18 protein-coding genes and 1 rRNA gene are annotated in these 19,331 nt (G+C 53.8%); 16 read left to right on the forward strand and 3 right to left on the reverse strand.

Annotated elements, in window-relative coordinates; all coding sequences use genetic code 11:
- Position 1 precedes the first annotated feature (1 nt).
- From udp to tatD, 9 genes are all read left to right on the forward strand, one after another.
- Positions 2-763 (forward strand): uridine phosphorylase, encoded by a 762-nt coding sequence (gene udp, locus QLG08_RS00435; protein WP_014606979.1) that lies wholly within the window; start codon positions 2-4, stop codon positions 761-763.
- Between the two features lie 155 nt (positions 764-918).
- Complete coding sequence (gene rmuC / locus QLG08_RS00440; protein WP_238492875.1) at positions 919-2,418, forward strand: DNA recombination protein RmuC; 1,500 nt, start codon at positions 919-921, stop codon at positions 2,416-2,418.
- 76 nt (positions 2,419-2,494) lie between these two features.
- Positions 2,495-3,253, forward strand: a complete 759-nt coding sequence (gene ubiE / locus QLG08_RS00445) for a bifunctional demethylmenaquinone methyltransferase/2-methoxy-6-polyprenyl-1,4-benzoquinol methylase UbiE (RefSeq protein WP_014595026.1) — start codon at positions 2,495-2,497, stop codon at positions 3,251-3,253.
- Between the two features lie 11 nt (positions 3,254-3,264).
- On the forward strand, positions 3,265-3,870 hold the full coding sequence (locus QLG08_RS00450; RefSeq protein WP_026021046.1) for an SCP2 domain-containing protein: 606 nt from the start codon (positions 3,265-3,267) through the stop codon (positions 3,868-3,870).
- Positions 3,867-5,504 (forward strand): ubiquinone biosynthesis regulatory protein kinase UbiB, encoded by a 1,638-nt coding sequence (gene ubiB, locus QLG08_RS00455; RefSeq protein ID WP_014606977.1) that lies wholly within the window; start codon positions 3,867-3,869, stop codon positions 5,502-5,504. Before QLG08_RS00450 ends, ubiB begins: the two co-directional genes overlap by 4 nt.
- 109 nt (positions 5,505-5,613) lie before the next feature.
- The gene (tatA, locus tag QLG08_RS00460) at positions 5,614-5,868 is read left to right on the forward strand and encodes a Sec-independent protein translocase subunit TatA (RefSeq protein ID WP_013024098.1); all 255 of its coding nucleotides are present in this window, start codon (positions 5,614-5,616) and stop codon (positions 5,866-5,868) included.
- A gap of 3 nt (positions 5,869-5,871) precedes the next feature.
- Positions 5,872-6,504 (forward strand): Sec-independent protein translocase protein TatB, encoded by a 633-nt coding sequence (gene tatB, locus QLG08_RS00465; protein WP_089517710.1) that lies wholly within the window; start codon positions 5,872-5,874, stop codon positions 6,502-6,504.
- Positions 6,504-7,262, forward strand: coding sequence for a Sec-independent protein translocase subunit TatC (gene tatC, locus QLG08_RS00470; protein WP_013024100.1), 759 nt, complete (start codon positions 6,504-6,506; stop codon positions 7,260-7,262). Before tatB ends, tatC begins: the two co-directional genes overlap by 1 nt.
- Before the next feature lie 99 nt (positions 7,263-7,361).
- The gene (gene tatD / locus QLG08_RS00475) at positions 7,362-8,144 is read left to right on the forward strand and encodes a 3'-5' ssDNA/RNA exonuclease TatD (RefSeq protein WP_019106790.1); all 783 of its coding nucleotides are present in this window, start codon (positions 7,362-7,364) and stop codon (positions 8,142-8,144) included.
- Here the strand turns inward: tatD and rfaH are convergent.
- Positions 8,141-8,629: a transcription/translation regulatory transformer protein RfaH gene (gene rfaH, locus QLG08_RS00480; protein WP_014606974.1), complete on the reverse strand. Its 489-nt coding sequence runs from the start codon at positions 8,627-8,629 to the stop codon at positions 8,141-8,143. The two genes, tatD and rfaH, sit on opposite strands and share 4 nt — an antisense overlap.
- Before the next feature lie 301 nt (positions 8,630-8,930).
- Between rfaH and ubiD the strand changes: the two genes are divergently transcribed.
- Together ubiD and fre are read left to right on the forward strand one after the other, a co-directional pair.
- Positions 8,931-10,415 (forward strand): 4-hydroxy-3-polyprenylbenzoate decarboxylase, encoded by a 1,485-nt coding sequence (gene ubiD / locus QLG08_RS00485; protein ID WP_013024103.1) that lies wholly within the window; start codon positions 8,931-8,933, stop codon positions 10,413-10,415.
- Positions 10,416-10,457: 42 nt separating this feature from the next.
- Positions 10,458-11,159: an NAD(P)H-flavin reductase gene (fre, locus tag QLG08_RS00490; protein WP_014595029.1), complete on the forward strand. Its 702-nt coding sequence runs from the start codon at positions 10,458-10,460 to the stop codon at positions 11,157-11,159.
- Positions 11,160-11,225: 66 nt separating this feature from the next.
- Here the strand turns inward: fre and fadA are convergent, their stop codons facing one another.
- Both fadA and fadB read right to left on the reverse strand, forming a co-directional pair.
- A complete protein-coding gene (gene fadA / locus QLG08_RS00495) occupies positions 11,226-12,389 on the reverse strand; it encodes an acetyl-CoA C-acyltransferase FadA (RefSeq protein WP_089517708.1) in 1,164 nt (387 codons plus the stop codon).
- A gap of 11 nt (positions 12,390-12,400) precedes the next feature.
- Positions 12,401-14,584: a fatty acid oxidation complex subunit alpha FadB gene (fadB, locus tag QLG08_RS00500; RefSeq protein ID WP_014606972.1), complete on the reverse strand. Its 2,184-nt coding sequence runs from the start codon at positions 14,582-14,584 to the stop codon at positions 12,401-12,403.
- 185 nt (positions 14,585-14,769) lie between these two features.
- On the opposite strand from fadB, the gene pepQ reads away from it, so the two are divergent.
- The 5 genes from pepQ to QLG08_RS00525 form a co-directional block, all read left to right on the forward strand.
- Complete coding sequence (pepQ, locus tag QLG08_RS00505) at positions 14,770-16,101, forward strand: Xaa-Pro dipeptidase (RefSeq protein ID WP_013024107.1); 1,332 nt, start codon at positions 14,770-14,772, stop codon at positions 16,099-16,101.
- Entirely contained in the window at positions 16,101-16,718 is a 618-nt protein-coding gene (locus tag QLG08_RS00510) for an IMPACT family protein (protein WP_013024108.1), read from the forward strand. Before pepQ ends, QLG08_RS00510 begins: the two co-directional genes overlap by 1 nt.
- Positions 16,719-16,749: 31 nt before the next feature.
- On the forward strand, positions 16,750-18,201 hold the full coding sequence (trkH, locus tag QLG08_RS00515) for a Trk system potassium transporter TrkH (RefSeq protein ID WP_282472766.1): 1,452 nt from the start codon (positions 16,750-16,752) through the stop codon (positions 18,199-18,201).
- An 18-nt stretch (positions 18,202-18,219) separates the two neighbouring features.
- Positions 18,220-18,756, forward strand: coding sequence for a menaquinone-dependent protoporphyrinogen IX dehydrogenase (gene hemG / locus QLG08_RS00520; protein ID WP_015701289.1), 537 nt, complete (start codon positions 18,220-18,222; stop codon positions 18,754-18,756).
- Between the two features lie 409 nt (positions 18,757-19,165).
- Positions 19,166-19,331: ribosomal RNA gene (locus QLG08_RS00525) — 16S ribosomal RNA — on the forward strand; the annotation flags it as partial.

Here is a 19,331-nt window from a genome sequence, read left to right on the forward strand (position 1 = left end):
TATGACACAGTCTGACGTATTCCATCTTGGCCTGACTAAAGCTGACCTGCAGGGGGCAACGCTGGCCATTGTTCCTGGCGATCCAGAGCGCGTGAAAAAGATTGCCGGACTGATGGAAGATGCACAGCATCTTGCTTCCCATCGCGAGTTCACCACCTGGCTGGCGAAGCTGGATGGCAAACCGGTTGTTGTGTGTTCGACAGGTATTGGCGGACCTTCTACATCGATTGCCGTTGAGGAACTGGCACAGCTTGGCGTGCGTACGTTCCTGCGCGTGGGAACCACTGGGGCGATTCAGCCCCATATCAACGTCGGCGATGTTTTGGTCACCACAGCATCAGTGCGCCTGGACGGTGCCAGCCTGCATTTCGCCCCCATGGCGTTTCCGGCAGTGGCGGACTTTACCTGTACGACGGCATTAGTCGCGGCGGCGGAAGCCTGTGGCGCTAAAACCCATATCGGTATTACGGCCTCTTCTGACACCTTTTACCCGGGTCAGGAACGATACGATACCTTTTCAGGCCGTGTCGTAAAAAGCTTCCAGGGCTCTATGCAGGAGTGGCAGCAGATGGGCGTGTTGAACTACGAGATGGAGTCGGCGACCCTGTTAACCATGTGTGCCAGCCAGGGGCTGAGAGCCGGGATGGTAGCGGGCGTGATCGTCAACCGCACTCAAAAAGAGATTCCGGATGCCGTCACGATGAAGCAGACGGAAAGCGACGCGGTGAAAATCGTGGTGGAAGCCGCGCGCCGTTTACTGTAATTCCCCTGTTTTAACAGACAGGCCCGTGATCGGGCCTGTCTGTCCTGCCACTCACAAGCCTTTGCGTCGCCTCTTCCAACGCCAGCAAATATATCTGGACATTCATACAGTGCGAATTTACCTTTTCCTTCATTAGCCTGACCAGCGGGGAAAATATGGATCAGCACATCATTATCTACATCTGCGTGGCGCTTGCCGGCCTTGGTGTGGGCTGGATACTGGCGCAAATGCGGGTCGGCCATCAGCTAGCCAGCTTTTCTACAGAACGTCGCCTGCTAAACGAGGGGCAACAGCGTCAGCAGCTGCATATCGACCAGCTCCAGCAAGAGGTGCAGCAGCGTGAACAGGAGCTGAGACAGCTTCATGGCGCGTTAAGCGGGGCCAATGAGCGCCTGCAACAGCTCGACTACTGGCGCAACGAGAGCGAACAACTCACCCGTGAACTTCGTAATCAGCTCGAAGTGAACAGCGCGCAGGAAGCAGAGCTGCGCGAGGTCACGATTCGTCTGGAAGAAACCCGCTTTGCAGCAGAAGAAAAACAGCGACTGCTGACAAACAGCGAGCAGCGACTCAGCGCGCAGTTTGAAAATCTGGCCAACCGTATTTTTGAAAACAGTGGACGTCGGGTTGATGAGCAGAATCGTCAAAGTCTTAACAGCCTGATAGGGCCGCTCCGGGAGCAGCTTGACGGGTTTCGCCGCCAGGTGAATGAAAGCTTCGGTGCCGAAGCCCGTGAGCGCCACACGCTCACTCACGAGATTCGTCAGCTGCAGCAGTTGAATGCCCAGATGGCTCAGGAGGCGCTTAACCTCACGAAGGCGCTCAAAGGCGACAATAAAATTCAGGGCAACTGGGGCGAAGTGGTACTGAGCCGGGTGCTGGAAGCTTCTGGGCTGCGTGAGGGCTATGAGTACGACATTCAGGTCAGCATGCAGAATGAACAGCAAAGCCGGATGCAGCCGGATGTGATTGTTCGCCTGCCACAGGGAAAAGACGTGGTTATCGACGCTAAAATGACGCTGGTGGCCTACGAGCGTTATTTTAATGCCGATGACGATGTGGAACGCGAGCAGGCTATTCAGGAACATGTCAGCGCCATGCGCGGGCACATTCGCCTGCTGGGCCGCAAAGATTATCAACAATTGCCCGGTTTACGCTCGCTGGATTATGTGTTGATGTTTATTCCTGTTGAGCCGGCCTTCCTGTTGGCTATCGATCGTCAGCCCGAACTCATCAGTGAAGCTCTGCAGCAGAACATCATGCTGGTCAGCCCAACTACGCTGCTGGTGGCGCTGCGGACGATTAATAATCTCTGGCGCTATGAGCACCAGAGTCGTAATGCACAGCGCATTGCAGAGCGGGCCTCCAGACTGTATGACAAAATGCGGCTGTTTGTAGACGATATGAGCGGGATTGGTCACAGCCTTGATAAGGCGCAGAACAGCTATCGTGAGGCGATGAAGAAACTGGCAGAGGGGCGGGGCAACCTTATCGCCCAGGCTGAAGGTTTTCGCGATCTGGGTGTAGAAGTAAAACGCGCCATTAACCCGCACCTGGTTGAACAAGCCATGCCTGAGAATGAGCACGACAGTGAGCAAAATGACAAGGACAACGCAGACGAAAGTCATGAGCGGGTTCGGCACCTCCGCGAATAAGCAGGTCACCAGCGTGCCTGACCTCTATGACTCTGATACACTTCAGTGAGTATTGTTTGTGGAGCAGGTAAAACCGATGGCAGATGAATCACAGCAGGAAACTACCCATTTTGGCTTTCAGACGGTCGCCAAAAGCGAGAAAGCCGACAAAGTCGCGGACGTGTTTCACTCCGTAGCGGCAAAATATGACCTGATGAACGATTTAATGTCGTTTGGCGTCCATCGAGTCTGGAAGCGTTTTACCATTGACAGCAGCGGCGTGCGCCGTGGTCAGCGCGTGCTGGATCTGGCGGGTGGAACCGGCGATCTGACCGCGAAATTTTCGCGCCTGGTGGGTGAAACTGGTCAGGTTGTGCTGGCTGACATTAACAGCTCAATGCTGAAAATGGGCCGGGAAAAACTGCGTAATCTGGGCGTGGTAGGCAACGTCAGCTATGTGCAGGCCAACGCCGAAGCATTGCCGTTTCCTGATAACTATTTTGACTGCATCACTATTTCGTTCGGTCTGCGTAACGTGACTGAAAAAGAGAAGGCACTGGCCTCGATGTTCCGCGTGCTGAAGCCAGGTGGACGTTTACTGGTGCTGGAGTTCTCTAAACCTGTTATCGAACCCCTTAGCAAAGCTTACGATGCTTACTCGTTCCATATTTTGCCCCGTATTGGGCAACTGGTCGCCCAGGACGCAGAAAGCTATCGCTACCTTGCTGAGTCAATTCGCATGCATCCCGATCAGGAAACCCTGAAAGCGATGATGAATGACGTGGGATTCGAAAACACGACCTATTCCAACATGACGGGTGGGATTGTGGCGCTGCATCGTGGGTTTAAATTTTAACCATTATGGCGATGACCTTAACACCTGTAATGACCGCCGGTATTGAAACGGCGTTAAACCGCATACTGTATCGCGATCGTAGCCTGAAAAGCGCACGTCAGCGCCTGGTCGGCAAGGTACTGATGCTGCGTTTAAGTGAGCTATCCTGGCCGCTGGTGCTGGTGTTCAGTGAGCAGCAGCTTGACGTGCTCAGTGACTGGCAGGACAGCAGTGACTGCACGGTCATTACCCAGCTTAAGTCCCTGCCAAAGTTACGCGATCGCCAGCAGCTGACGACCTTGATTCGTAGCGGTGAGCTGCAGGTTGAAGGTGACTTGCAGGTGGTTCAGCAGTTTTCTGCGCTGATGGATTTGGCCGAGCTGGATCCCGCTGAATACCTTGCTCCCTGGATCGGTGATATCGCCGCTCAGGGGATGAGCCAGGGCGCGCAGCGTGCATGGCGTTTTTTCAAAGCAGAAACGCAACGGCGTCAGGACTATCTTGGTCAGGCATTAACCGAAGAGTGGCGGGTTGCGCCGGGCGCCCTGGAATTTGCCTGGTTCTCTGAGGAGGTTAGCGCGATGGAACGTTCGCTTGAGGCGCTTGATGCGCGTCTGGCACAGCTGGAGGCGAAATGAGTTTTGGAGAGATCCGCCGGTTATATTTTATTATTAAGGTGTTTTTGACTTACGGCCTTGATGAACTGATTCCGCAGATGCGCCTGACTCTTCCGCTCAGGCTATGGCGGCGCTGCATTTTCTGGATCCCCAACCAGCACAAGCAAGAACTCCTTGGCGTGCGTTTGCGTATGGCGATGGAGCAGTTGGGCCCGGTCTGGATCAAGTTTGGTCAGATGCTGTCGACGCGCCGTGACCTGTTTCCCCCGGTGATTGCCGATGAGCTGGCTGTCCTGCAGGACCGCGTTGCCCCCTTTGATGGCGTTAAAGCGAAAGCGCAGATCGAAGCCTCAATGGGCGCACCGATTGAATCCTGGTTTGATGACTTCAATATCATTCCACTGGCCTCAGCCTCTATCGCTCAGGTACATACCGCAACCCTGAAATCCAATGGCAAGAACGTCGTTATCAAGGTAATCCGCCCGGATATCCTGCCGGTCATCAAAGCGGACATGAAACTCATCTACCGCATTGCCCGCTGGGTACCACGATTGCTGCCGGATGGCCGCCGTCTGCGCCCGGTTGAAGTGGTACGGGATTATGAGAAGACCCTGCTTGATGAATTAAACCTGTTGCGTGAAGCCGCCAATGCCATTCAGCTTCGCCGCAACTTTGAAAACAGCCGCATGCTGTATGTGCCAGAGGTTTATTCGGACTATTGCAGTGAATCCATGATGGTAATGGAGCGCATTTACGGCATTCCCATTTCTGATGTGGCGACGCTGGAGCAGCACGGCGTCAACATGAAGCTGTTAGCAGAACGCGGTGTGCAGGTATTCTTTACCCAGGTTTTCCGCGACAGCTTCTTTCATGCCGACATGCATCCGGGCAATATCTTTGTCAGTTACGATCATCCTGAAGATCCTCAGTATATCGGCATTGACTGCGGCATCGTCGGTTCGCTGAATAAAGAAGATAAGCGCTATCTGGCCGAGAACTTTATTGCCTTCTTCAATCGTGATTACCGCAAAGTGGCGGAACTGCATGTCGATTCGGGCTGGGTGCCTGCCGATACCAACGTTGAAGACTTCGAGTTCGCTATCCGTACCGTATGCGAGCCCATTTTTGAGAAACCGCTGGCAGAAATCTCGTTTGGGCATGTGCTGCTGAACCTGTTTAACACGGCGCGTCGCTTCAATATGGAAGTCCAGCCGCAGCTGGTGCTGTTGCAAAAAACCTTGCTTTACGTTGAAGGCATCGGTCGCCAGCTCTATCCACAACTGGACCTTTGGAAAACGGCAAAACCCTTCCTTGAGGACTGGATTAAGGATCAAATCGGGATTCCGGCGATTATCCGTGCGGTAAAGGAAAAAGCCCCTTACTGGGCAGAAAAACTGCCAGAACTGCCAGAGTTGTTTTACGACAGTATGCGGCAGCATAAGCAATTACGCCTCAGCGTGGATAAACTCGCGAACGATTTAAGTGTCCAACGTTCACGTCAGCAGCAGGCGCGTTACCTGTTTGGCGTAGGCGCGACGCTGTTGATTAGCGGAACGGCGGTGCTCCTCAGCAGGCCTGAGTGGGACCTGTTTCCTGCGGCATTAATGGCGGCGGGCTTTGTCAGTTGGTTAATCGGCTGGCGTAAGACAAACTGATTGTCACCTGCGCCAGAAACGCGGTAATGTCGCTGATTCGGACCCGAATAAACACGGGTTTCGTGGTGCATGACCCCGCAGTTTTTAACAATAAAATCGAGGCTATCTCATGGGCGGTATTAGTATTTGGCAGTTGTTAATTATTGCCGTGATTGTGGTTCTTCTGTTCGGTACCAACAAATTACGTAATCTGGGTTCGGATTTGGGTTCTTCTATCCGTGGGTTTAAGAAAGCCATGAGCGATGAAGACGATAAAAAGGATCAACCGAAAGAGCAGGATGCTGATTTCCATGCCAAAACGCTGGCGGATAAACAGCCAACGTCGGCTCAGAAAGATGACGTCAAGAACGACAAGCAGGTGTAAGCCGTGTTCGATATTGGTTTTGGTGAATTGGTATTGGTGTTCGTGATCGGGCTGATCGTTCTTGGCCCGCAACGTCTGCCCCTTGCGGTAAAAACGGTCATGGGCTGGATCAGAGCGATCCGCTCGCTGGCCGCCAATGTCCAGAGTGAGCTGGCGCAAGAACTCAAGCTTCAGGAGCTGCAAGACAGCCTGAAAAAGGTGGAAGAAGCCGGCCGGGGCACGCTGTCCCCCGAGCTGAAGGAATCCATGGAAGAGCTGCGGAAAACGGCTGATTCAATGAAACGCTCGGTCAAGCAGAGCATTGATATTGAAAGAGACGAAGACGAAGCCAATACCATCCATTCACCTCACCCTGCATCGACCACCGAAACGCTGCACCCCGTTACACCTGCCGCCAGCGAACATCAGTCGCAGGCACCTGTGCAGGCTCCGCTGGCGACGTCTGAACCTGCGGCTTCTCAACCGGCCGACAGCCGCGTTGAGCCCTCCCCGGTTCAGCCGCGACCTGCCTCAGGGCATGCCAGTGCACCGGCACAGTCGCCCGCTCATGCCGATGCGCAAACCGCGGCTAAGCCCGTTAGCGCTGTGCCGTCGGCAGGTTCAGTTTCTACTCCTTCTGCAAGTGATGAGCGATAATGGCCGTTGAAGATACCCAACCCCTGATCAGCCATTTGATTGAGCTGCGTAAGCGTCTGCTGAACTGTATTGTTGCCGTGTTAGTCATCTTTCTGGCGCTGATTTACTTTGCCAATGATATCTACCATGCGGTGGCGTCGCCGCTCATTAATCAGATGCCCGCGGGCGCCAGCATGATCGCCACGGATGTCGCGTCACCGTTTTTTACCCCGATCAAGCTGACCATGATCGTATCGGTATTCCTTGCCGTTCCGGTTATCCTCTACCAGGTCTGGGCCTTTGTCGCGCCAGCCCTCTATCGCCACGAACGCAAGTTGGTCATGCCGTTGCTGTTCTCCAGTACGTTGCTGTTTTACGTGGGCGTCGCTTTTGCTTACTTCATCGTCTTTCCGCTGGCCTTTGGTTTTTTCGCCAAGACCGCGCCCCAGGGCGTCACTATTGCAACGGACATTACCAACTATCTTGATTTCGTGATGACGCTGTTCATGGCCTTTGGCGTGGCATTTGAAGTGCCGGTCGCGATTGTGCTGCTCTGCTGGACGGGCATTACCAACCCCGATGATTTGAAAAAGAAACGCCCCTATATTCTGGTTGGCGCGTTCGTTGTTGGGATGCTGCTCACACCACCAGACGTTTTTTCCCAAACTTTGCTCGCTATTCCGATGTACTGCCTGTTTGAAGTCGGCGTATTCTTCTCACGTTACTATGTGGGAAAAGGCCGCCAGGCAGAGGATGAGGAACATAACGCCGATTCCTGATGTCTGATTGGGCACAACCCGCAAGGCGGGAGAGGAAAGTCAAAAACCGCCGCCAGGCGGTTTTTGTTTAGGGTGTTATTGATAAAGAGTGGAAAAAATATGTTTGATATCGGTGTAAACCTGACCAGCACGCAGTTCGCCTCCGATCGGGAAAAGGTGATCTCACGCGCGCGCGAAGCGGGCGTCACCGGCATGTTGATTACCGGCACCAACGCACTTGAAAGTCAGCAGGCGCAGAAACTGGCTGAGGCCCATCAGGATTATTGTTGGTCAACCGCTGGCGTGCATCCCCATCATGCCAGCGAATGGTCAGCGGACGTTGCTAACACGCTGCGCCGTCTGGCAGAGAAAAAAGACGTAGTGGCAATAGGTGAATGCGGTCTGGATTTTAATCGTAACCTGTCCGCTCACCAGCAGCAGGAGTATGCGTTTGACGCTCAGTTGGCACTGGCGGCAGAGCTTAATATGCCGGTGTTTCTTCACTGCCGGGAAGCCCACGAGCGCTTTGCGGCAGTTCTTGAACCCTGGCTGCCCAAATTGCCTGCTGCAGTGATTCACTGCTTTACCGGCACGCGCGAGGAGCTGACCGCTTGCCTGGACATGGGGCTGTCGGTAGGGATTACGGGCTGGGTATGCGATGAGCGTCGAGGTATCGCGTTGCGTGGGATGCTGCCACTGATTCCGGCAGAGCGGTTATTACTGGAAACGGATGCACCTTACCTTCTGCCGCGTGATATGCGTCCCCGTCCCACGTCGAGACGAAATGAACCCTGCTTCTTGCCGCATATCCTGCAGCAGGTCGCAAACTGGCGCGGGGAGAATGTCGAGATGCTGGCACGTCAGGTGGATCACAATGCGCGTAAACTGTTCGGGCTGATTTAGGCTTTACGGAACTGCCGGTTATCCACGCTGCGTACGACCTGCTTGTTGAGCAGATTCAGCAACAGAATTGAGCGTGCTTCGCCATCCGGTTCAGAGAATATCGCACGCAAGCCCTCGAACGTGCCTTCGGTGATGATCACTTCATCACCGTTTTGCGGCGTTTCGGGATCGAGCAACGTCTGGGGGACGTCGGTTTGCAAGGCATCAATCACCAGGGCGGGCACGGTTGCCGGTGTTGTACCAAAGCGCACAAAATGGCTGACGCCACGCGTACTGCTTATGGTCGTGGTATGAATGGCTTCCGGATCAAATTCGATAAACAGATAGTTTGGAAACAGCGGCTCACTCACGGTCGTCCGCTTACCGCGCACGATCTTCTCCATCGCGATCATTGGACTCAGGCATTTTACCTCTTGCCGCTCAAGATGCTCTTTCGCACGCAATAGCTGCCCACGTTTGCAATAGAGTAAATACCAGGATTCCATAACTGCTCCCAATGAATGGACGCTAAGAATAGCAAACCTCCAGCCAGAGTTATAGCGCATTGGGGCCTGTAACGCGGCGTTGCCTGGAAAATAAACTAAGATTGTTCTGAATGATCAGTGCCACCGCATAAAGTGAGTAAACGTGAGTCATTCGCAACCCACGGGGCAATAACGATCGCCGTACCCAGCCTGACCGTTGTAAGTTACAGGCCAGGTAAAAGATGGGGCGCATAAAGCTCAACACATCCCTACAATCAGCCCTATAATGGCCCATTCACTCTGGCCGGAAAGTTGAAGCCGCATGAAATATCAGGATTTAAGAGACTTTATTGCGCTGCTTGAACAGCGTGGTGAACTGAAGCGTATATCGCACGAGATCGACCCCGAACTGGAAATGACGGAAATTGCTGACCGCACCTTACGTGCAGGCGGCCCGGCATTATTGTTTGAGAACCCTAAGGGTTACGACATGCCCGTTCTGTGCAACCTGTTTGGCACGCCAAAGCGCGTGGCGATGGGTATGGGGCAGGAAGAGGTCAGCGCACTGCGAGAAGTGGGCGAACTGCTGGCCTTTCTCAAAGAACCCGAGCCGCCAAAAGGCTTCCGTGACCTGTTCAGCAAAATGCCGCAGTTTAAGCAGGTGCTGAATATGCCCACCAAAAGGTTGCGCAATGCACCCTGTCAGGAAGAGGTCTTCAGCGGCGATGAGGTCGATCTAACGCGGATTCCGGTCATGAAATGCTGGCCAGGCGATGCAGCACCCTTAATTACCTGGGGGCTCACGGTAACCCGCGGTCCGCATAAAGAGCGACAAAACCTGGGCATTTATCGCCAGCAGGTGATTGGTAAAAACCGTCTTATCATGCGCTGGCTTTCTCATCGCGGCGGGGCACTTGATTATCTGGAGTGGACGAAAGCCCATCCTGGCGAGCGTTTCCCGGTATCTGTTGCGCTGGGTGCCGATCCGGCGACAATTCTTGGCGCGGTGACCCCGGTACCGGACACGCTGTCAGAATATGCGTTTGCGGGCCTGCTGCGGGGGAATAAAACCGAAGTGGTCAAATGTATTTCCAACGATCTGGAAGTGCCTGCCAGCGCGGAAATCGTGCTGGAAGGCTACATTGAACCCGGCGATATGGCCCCGGAAGGCCCCTATGGCGACCATACGGGCTACTATAATGAAGTCGATAGCTTCCCGGTTTTTACCGTAACGCATATTACTCAGCGGCATCAGCCTATTTATCACTCGACCTACACCGGACGTCCGCCAGATGAGCCAGCTGTCCTTGGCGTGGCGTTAAATGAAGTGCTGGTGCCGATTCTGATTAAGCAGTTCCCGGAAATCGTCGACTTTTATTTACCACCCGAAGGATGCTCCTACCGGTTGGCGGTCGTCACGATTAAAAAACAGTATGCCGGTCATGCCAAGCGCGTAATGTTTGGCGTTTGGTCGTTTCTTAGACAGTTCATGTACACCAAATTTGTTATTGTGTGTGACGACGATGTTAATGCCCGTGACTGGAACGACGTCATCTGGGCAATTACTACGCGTATGGACCCGGCGCGCGATACCGTATTGGTAGAAAACACGCCAATCGATTATCTTGATTTTGCGTCACCGGTGTCAGGACTGGGTTCTAAAATGGGCCTGGATGCGACGAATAAATGGCCGGGCGAGACACAACGAGAGTGGGGCACGCCGATTGTTAAAGATCCGGCAGTCACTGCGCGTATCGACGCTATCTGGGATGACCTCGGTATTTTTAAACAGCCATCACAGCGTTGATGGCGCGCAATAACCATAAAGACGACCCGACAGAGGGAACGCATGACAACGTTAAGCTGTAAAGTAACTTCAGTTGAAGCGATTACCGACACGGTGTATCGCGTTCGCCTGATTCCGGAAGCGGAATTTAGCTTTCGTGCAGGACAGTATCTTATGGTAGTGATGGATGAGCGCGACAAGCGTCCGTTTTCTGTAGCCTCTACGCCAATGGAAACCGAAATCATTGAGCTGCATATCGGCGCGTCGGAGCTTAACCTGTATGCGATGGCCGTGATGGATCGCATCCAGCAAGACGGGCAAATCGTTGTTGATATTCCCCACGGCGACGCATGGTTGCGCGAAGAGAGTGACAAACCGTTAATTCTGATTGCGGGCGGCACGGGCTTTTCCTATGCGCGCTCCATCTTACTGACGGCGCTTGCTCAACAGCCTGATCGCGACATTGCGATTTACTGGGGCGGCCGTGAGCTGAAACACCTGTACGATATGGATGAACTGGACGCGCTGGCCATTAAGCATCCTAATCTCAAAGTGATTCCGGTAGTAGAACAGCCTGAAGCAGGCTGGCAGGGTCGTTCTGGCACCGTATTAACGGCCGTCATGCAGGACTTTACTACGCTGAGTGAGCATGAGATTTATATCGCCGGGCGCTTTGAAATGGCAAAAATTGCGCGCGATCGCTTCTGTTCTGAGCGTGGCGCAGTGGAATCACAGATGTATGGCGATGCCTTTGCCTTTATCTGATTTCATTTAGCAAGAAAAAACCCGCCCCTGACAGGCGGGTAAATCCCACAATAACGTCCCAACGTATCAAACGCGTTCGATAACGGTGGCGATGCCCTGACCCAGGCCAATACACATTGACGCCAGACCAAACTGCGCATCGCGGCGTTCCATAATATTCAGCAACGTCGTACTGATGCGTGCGCCTGAGCAGCCCAGCGGATGACCCAATGCGATGGCGCCGCCATTTAAGTTGACCTTGTCATCCAGTTTGTCTGACAGGCCCAAATCCTTAATGCAGGGCAGAACCTGCGCTGCAAAGGCTTCGTTAAGCTCGAAGATGTCAATGTCGTTCACGCGTAGCCCAGCGCGTTTAAGCGCCAGCTTGCTGGCGGGCACCGGACCGTAGCCCATGATTGAGGGATCGCAGCCCACCACCGCCATACTTTTAATACGGGCGCGGGGTTTCAGCCCCAGCTCCCGTGCGCGGCTTTCACTCATAATCAGCATGGCGGCTGCCCCATCTGACAGGGCTGAGGATGTGCCTGCGGTCACCGTCCCGGTCACGGGATCAAATGCAGGTCGCAGTGCCGCAAGGCCTTCCAGGCTGGTATCTTCACGGATCACTTCATCAAAGTCATAGCGTTTCAGCACGCCGTCGGCGTCGTGGCCGTGTATCGCAACAATTTCATTTGCGAAATCGCCGCGCTGTGTCGCCTGCCAGGCGCGCTGATGGGAGCGCAAAGCGAATGCATCCTGCTGCTCGCGGCTAATGTGGTGCATGCGCGCCAGCATCTCTGCGGTTAATCCCATCATCCCTGCCGCTTTCGCAACGGTACGCCCTAAGCCGGGATGAAAATCAACGCCATGGTTCATGGGTACATGTCCCATGTGCTCCACACCACCGATCAAACAGGCATGTGCATCTCCCACCATAATGGCGCGTGCGGCATCGTGTAGGGCCTGCATTGAGGATCCACACAGACGGTTGACCGTTGTGGCGGGTACGACATGCGGGATTTCGGCCAGCAGCGCGGCGTTGCGGGCAATATTAAAGCCTTGCTCCAGCGTTTGCTGTACGCAGCCCCAGACGATGTCATCCAGGGTGGCAGCATTGACTGCCGGATGCCGACTTAACAGTTCACGCATAACGTGCGCTGACAGGTCTTCTGCACGTACGTGACGAAAGGCACCGCCTTTCGAGCGGCCCATTGGCGTGCGCACTGCGTCAATAATGACTACATTTTCCATTTTTTATCACCTCAGGCGCTTCTGAACGCGGCTTCATCAATCGGTTTGACGGCGGGATACCAGCTTTCATGTTGGCGCGCTTTTTCTGACAGCAGGGCAGGCAGCTCATACAGGCCGCCCAGTGCCGTATAGCGTTTCGCCTGATCCACGACATTACTGTTACCCAGCGTGTCGAGATAACGGAAAGCCCCACCACGGAATGGCGGGAATCCCAGGCCGTACACCAGCGCCATGTCTGCCTCGGCAGGTGAAGCAATAATCTTCTCTTCCAGACAGCGGACAACTTCATTAAGCATTGGCAGCATCATGCGGTTCAGGATTTCTTCATCACTGAAGATCCGCTTAGGCTGGCAGGCAGGTTCAAGCAGCGCATCGACCTCGGGATCAGAGACTTTTTTAGGTTTCCCTTTTTTGTCTTCTTCCCAACGCCAGAAGCCTTTACCGTTTTTCTGACCAAAGCGTTTTGCTTCAAACAGAATATCGATAGCATCGCGATAGTCCTTTTTCATACGCTGTGGGAAACCATCCGCCATCACGCTTTGCGCATGATGTGCGGTATCAATCCCCACGACATCCAGCAGCCAAGAAGGGCCCATTGGCCAGCCAAACTGTTTTTCCATCACTTTATCGATTTGGCGGAAATCCGCACCATCGCGCAACAACATGCCGAACGCGGCAAAATAAGGGAACAGAACACGGTTTACGAAGAAGCCCGGACAGTCATTCACCACGACAGGGGTTTTGCCCATCTTGCTGGCCCATGCCACGACTTTACCCAACGTCGCTTCACTGGTTTTCTCTCCGCGAACCACTTCTACCAGCGGCATACGGGGAACCGGATTAAAGAAGTGCATACCGCAAAAGTTTTCGGGACGCTGCAGTGCCTGCGCCAGCTGGCTGATGGGGATCGTAGAGGTATTCGAGGCCAGGATGGCATCACTGCGCATATGCTTTTCTGTTTCAGCCAGCACACTGGCTTTGATCTGTGGATTTTCGACCACGGCTTCGACCACGACATCGGCCTGATCAAATCCGGCATAATCCAGCGTAGGTTGAATGGTGGCAATGACGGCAGCCAGCTTATTCCCGTCTATCTTACCTCGCTCCAGCTGCTTGTTCAGAAGCTTACTGGCTTCGTTCATGCCCAGGGTCAGCGCCTGCGGATGAATATCCTTCATCTTGACCGGCACACCTTTCCACGCCGACTGATAGCTGATGCCGCCACCCATAATCCCGGCGCCCAGCACGGCAGCCTGCTTCGGCGCACCATTTTCGCTGCTGCGTTTTTTTGCCAGCCCTTTAATGTACTGATCGTTGAGGAAAATTCCGACGAGCGCGCGAGCCACATCCGATTGCGCCAACGGAACAAACGCCGCCGTTTCCAGTTTTAACGCATCGTCACGTCCTAATGCGGCTGCGGCCTCGATCGTCTTCACGGCGGTGAGCGGCGCAGGATAATGTTTCCCGGCCGTTTGCATGACCATGCCTTTAGCGATCGTAAAACTCATTGCGGCCTCGACAGGGCTGAGTTTTAACGGCGCTAATTTAGGGGCGCGACGTGCCCGCCAACTGCCATCACTGGCTGCCGCTTTAAGCATTGTCAGCGCTGCATCGCGCAGTTTATCAGGGCTGACAACTGCATCGACCAGACCCAGCCTGAGCGCAGCCATACCATCAATATCTTTACCTGCCGCAATGATTTCCAGCGCGCTGTCAGCACCCAACAGGCGAGGCAGCCGAACGCTGCCGCCAAAACCCGGCATGATGCCCAGCTTGGTTTCAGGTAAGCCCAGGCGGGCGGTCGGCGTGGCAACCCGTAAGTCCGTCGCCAGAACACATTCACAGCCACCGCCCAGCGCGTAGCCATCGATCGCGGCGATGGTGGGAACGGGTAAATCTTCCAGACGATTAAAAATGCTGTTTGCGAACGTCAGCCACTGGCTCAGCTTTTCCGTTGGCGCGTCAAAAAGCGCAAGGAATTCGGTGATGTCAGCCCCAACGATAAAGGCGGGTTTAGCTGAGCTCAGAAGCACGCCGCGCAGATCGGCGTGTTGCTCCAGCACAGCAATCGCTTCGCCGAGGCTGGCAACGGTTTGTGTATCCAGCTTATTAACGGAGCCGGGGGCATCAAACACCAGCTCGACAATGCCGTCGTCCAACTGATTAAGAGTGAGGTTAGCGCCTTGGTAGAGCATGTACGTCTCCTGAAACCGCGAAAGGTGATCTGGTCATACCAGATGATCGTGAGTTTGGGAGCGATGTTAATTTTTTGCAAACAGCTCTTTGTTTATTTGCTAACAAGATCACAGCCTCCCTGAACCCGGCATCCGTATTTAGGCTGTGATAAACTGCGGCTTTTCCGGACACTGGAGAGGCGGCAATGGATTCATTAAAAAGCTTGTATCACGCGCATATTACGACCTTGCAACAACGTGCTCAGCAGGTATTGGCACGTCATAAACTGGATGCCATGCTGATCCATTCCGGCGAGTTGCTCACCGTGTTTCTGGACGATCATACTTATCCGTTTAAGGTTAACCCGCAATTTAAGGCCTGGGTGCCCGTAACCCAGGTGCCAAACTGTTGGTTGTGGATTGACGGTGTGAACAAACCGAAGTTGTGGTTTTACTCTCCGGTGGACTACTGGCATAACGTTGAACCGCTTCCGCACAGTTTCTGGACCGATGACGTTGAGATTATCGGCCTGGCAAACGCGAATGCCATCGGCGATCTTCTGCCAGCCCAACGTGAAAACGTCGCCTACATTGGCCCGGTGATCGAACGTGCGGCGCAATTAGGGATTAAGGCGGGAAATATTAATCCAAAAGGCGTGATCGATTTCCTGCATTACCATCGCAGCATAAAAACCGATTACGAGCTCAGCTGTATGCGTCAGGCGCAAAAAATTGCCGTGGCCGGGCATCGTGCGGCGAAAGAGGCCTTTTCTGCCGGCCTGAGTGAATTTGATATCAATCAGGCTTACCTGACGGCAACCGGACATCGCGATACCGATGTGCCCTATGGCAATATCATCGCCCTGAATGAGCATGCCGCCGTGTTGCACTACACCAAACTGGACCATCAGCCACCTGCTAAGCGTTACAGTTTTTTGATTGATGCCGGAGCGGAATATCAAGGCTATGCCGCCGATCTGACGCGCAGTTATGCCGCACAAAGCGGCACGCTGTATGCCAAAATGGTTGAAGCGATGAATACGGAAGAGCTGGCGTTGATTGCTACGCTGAAAGCGGGCGTGCGCTACACCGATTATCATCTGCAAATGCATCAACGTATTGCGAAATTGCTGACGAAGTTTGATTTGGTGCACGGGATAAGCGAAGAGGCGCTTGTAGCCGAGGATTTGACCGGCCCCTTTATGCCACACGGTTTAGGCCATCCGCTGGGCTTGCAGGTCCACGATGTCGCGGGCTTTATGCAGGATGAAACCGGTACGCACCTGGCCGCGCCAGAGCAATATCCTTATCTGCGCTGCACCCGGGTTATCCAGCCTGGGATGGTGTTAACCATTGAGCCAGGCTTCTATATTATTGATTCACTGCTGGCCCCGCTGCGAGAAGGCAAATTCAGCGCGCATTTTAACTGGCAGGCACTGGATGCGCTTAAGCCTTATGGCGGTATCCGCATTGAGGACAACGTGATTATCCATGCGAACCGCGTCGAAAACATGACGCGCGACCTGCATCTTGCCTGATGGAGGCGTTTGATATTCCTGCGCAGGCGCTCAGCGTCAGCGAGGAGACGATCAAAAAAAGCCGGTTTATTACGCTGCTGGCTCACACCTGTGGCGTGGACGCGGCGCGGGCTTTTGTCCAGCAGGTAAAGCAGGATCATCCCACTGCCCGGCATCATTGCTGGGCCTGGGTAGCGGGTGCGCCCAACGACTCACAGCAGTTGGGCTTTTCCGATGACGGTGAGCCTTCCGGGACGGCAGGTAAACCCATGCTCGCGCAGTTAATGGGTGCCGATATCGGAGAAATTACGGCAGTGGTCGTGCGCTACTACGGCGGCATTATGTTGGGGACGGGGGGCCTGGTTAAGGCTTATGGCGGCGGTGTCCAACAAGGGTTGAAACAGCTTGAGCGCCAGCGAAAAGTTCCGGTAAAACTGTTCACGTTACAGTGCGATTACGCCCAGTTGAGCGATATTGAGCGCCTGGTGCAGCGCTTTGAAGGGAGCATTTCTGAAAGTCAGTATCTTGACCGTATCACTATGACGCTGGCATTGCCTTATGGACATATTGATGGATTTAAGCAAAACCTGTCAGACTTCAGCCGGGGTGCGTTAACGCTTCTTCCGCTTACACCATGATGTTCTTCTCTTTAATTAAAGGAACGGCTTAATGCACTTTCGCGCCATTACCCGCATTGTCGGTCTGCTGGTGATCCTCTTCTCGGTAACGATGATTTTACCCGGCCTCGTTGCGCTGATTTATCGGGATGGCGCGGGCCGCGCCTTCAGCCAGACGTTTATGATGGCCCTGGTGATCGGTTCGTTACTGTGGTGGCCGAATCGCAAGAAGAAAACGGAACTCAAGCCGCGCGAAGGGTTTCTGATAGTCGTATTGTTCTGGACCGTGCTGGGCAGCGTCGGTGCCATGCCCTTTATCTTTGCTGAACAGCCGCACCTGTCCGTTACGGATGCCTTTTTTGAATCCTTTTCCGGATTAACTACCACGGGCGCGACCACGCTGGTGGGGCTGGACTCCTTGCCTAAAGCCATTTTGTTCTATCGCCAGATGCTGCAGTGGCTTGGCGGCATGGGGATCATTGTGCTGGCCGTGGCTATCCTGCCGATTCTGGGCGTCGGTGGCATGCAGTTGTATCGTGCTGAAATGCCTGGCCCATTGAAAGACAACAAAATGCGCCCGCGCATTGCGGAAACGGCCAAGACGCTCTGGCTCATCTATGTGTTGCTGACGATTGCCTGCGCGCTGGCCCTGTGGTTTGCCGGGATGCCTGCCTTTGATGCAATCGGCCACAGTTTTTCCACTATCGCCATTGGCGGTTTTTCAACGCATGATGCCAGTATCGGCTATTTCCAGAGTGGAACGATCAACACCATCGTGGCGGTGTTCCTGCTGATCTCCGGTTGTAACTACGGCCTACACTTCTCATTACTCAGCAACCGCAATCTGCGAGCCTACTGGCGCGATCCCGAGTTCCGGATGTTTATCGGGGTGCAGCTGACGCTGGTGCTGATTTGCACCATCGTCTTGTGGCTCCACAATGTGTATGACAGTGGCTGGCAAACGCTGAACCAGGCCTTTTTCCAGGTGGTATCCATGGCAACCACTGCGGGATTCACCACGGACAGTATTGCGCGCTGGCCGCTGTTTCTACCGGTGTTGCTGTTGTGTTCTGCATTTATTGGCGGCTGTGCGGGTTCTACGGGCGGCGGTTTAAAAGTGATTCGTATTCTGCTGCTGTGCAAACAGGGTAACCGTGAGCTTAAGCGGCTTGTCCATCCCAATGCGGTTTACACCATCAAACTGGGCAATCGTGCGCTGCCGGAACGTATCCTTGAAGCCGTATGGGGATTCTTTTCGGCATACGCGTTGGTGTTCCTGATCAGCATGCTGGCCATTATTGCCACCGGCGTTGATGATTTCTCAGCGTTTGCTGCGGTTGCGGCAACGTTAAACAATCTTGGCCCGGGCCTGGGCGTAGTTGCCGATAACTTCACCTCAATGAACGATGCAGCTAAGTGGATTTTGATTTCTACTATGCTGTTTGGTCGCCTTGAGGTTTTCACGTTGCTGGTGTTGTTCACGCCGACCTTCTGGCGGGAATAACGAATAAGGATGAACATAATGAAAGCGTTAATTCTCTTTTCCACCCGCGATGGTCAGACGCAAAAAATAGCCTCGGCTATTGCTGATGAGATTAAGGGCCAGCAATCTTGCGATGTCATCAATATCCAGGATGCAAAGACACTCGACTGGCAGCAGTACGATCGGGTGTTGATTGGTGCTTCAATCCGCTATGGTCATTTCCAGCCTGTCGTAAACGAATTTGTTAAGCACAACCTGCCTGCACTGCAGCAGCGCGTAAGCGGCTTTTTCTCCGTTAACCTGACGGCGCGCAAGCCTGAGAAGCGCTCGCCGGAAACGAATGCTTATACCGTCAAGTTTTTAGCACAGTCGCCCTGGCAGCCTGATTGCTGCGCCGTCTTTGCTGGCGCACTCTATTATCCGCGCTATCGTTGGTTTGACCGGGTCATGATTCAATTCATTATGCGGATGACTGGCGGTGAAACGGATGCATCTAAAGAAGTGGAATACACGGACTGGCAACAGGTGCAGCGTTTTGCCAGGGATTTTGCACAGTTACCAGGCAAATCGTACTGAAATAACGCGATTTGGCGAAATTTGAGACGAACAGTAATCTTTTTGCAATTAACCCTTGTCAGGCCGCGCGAACTCCCTATAATGCGCCTCCATCGACACGGCACAACGGCTTACGGAATGCGGTGTTGAGAGGGTCAGGAAACTGAGCCGCCGGAGAAAAACTTCTGAAAAAGAGGTTGACTCTGAAGGAGGAAAGCGTAATATACGCCACCTCGCGACAGACGGTTAACCCGCTGTTCGCACTGCTCTTTAACAATTTATCAGACAATCTGTGTGGGCACTCGCAGGATTGATATCAGCGTCTCCGGACGTAAAAAATATCAAAGCCTCACGAGTGAACACATAATGAAATTCATTATGACGTTTTACAGATGAGCACCGCTGAACTGGTTTCAGCAAATCAAACTTTAAATTGAAGAGTTTGATCATGGCTCAGATTGAACGCTGGCGGCAGGCCTAACACATGCAAGTCGGACGGTAGCACAGAGGAGCTTGCTCCTCGGGTGACGAGTGGCGGACGGGTGAGTAATGTCTGGGGATCTGCCCGATAGAGGGGGATAACCACTGGAAACGGT

The sequence above is a fragment of the Pantoea sp. V106_11 genome (assembly GCF_029967885.1).
Taxonomy (GTDB): domain Bacteria; phylum Pseudomonadota; class Gammaproteobacteria; order Enterobacterales; family Enterobacteriaceae; genus Pantoea; species Pantoea ananatis.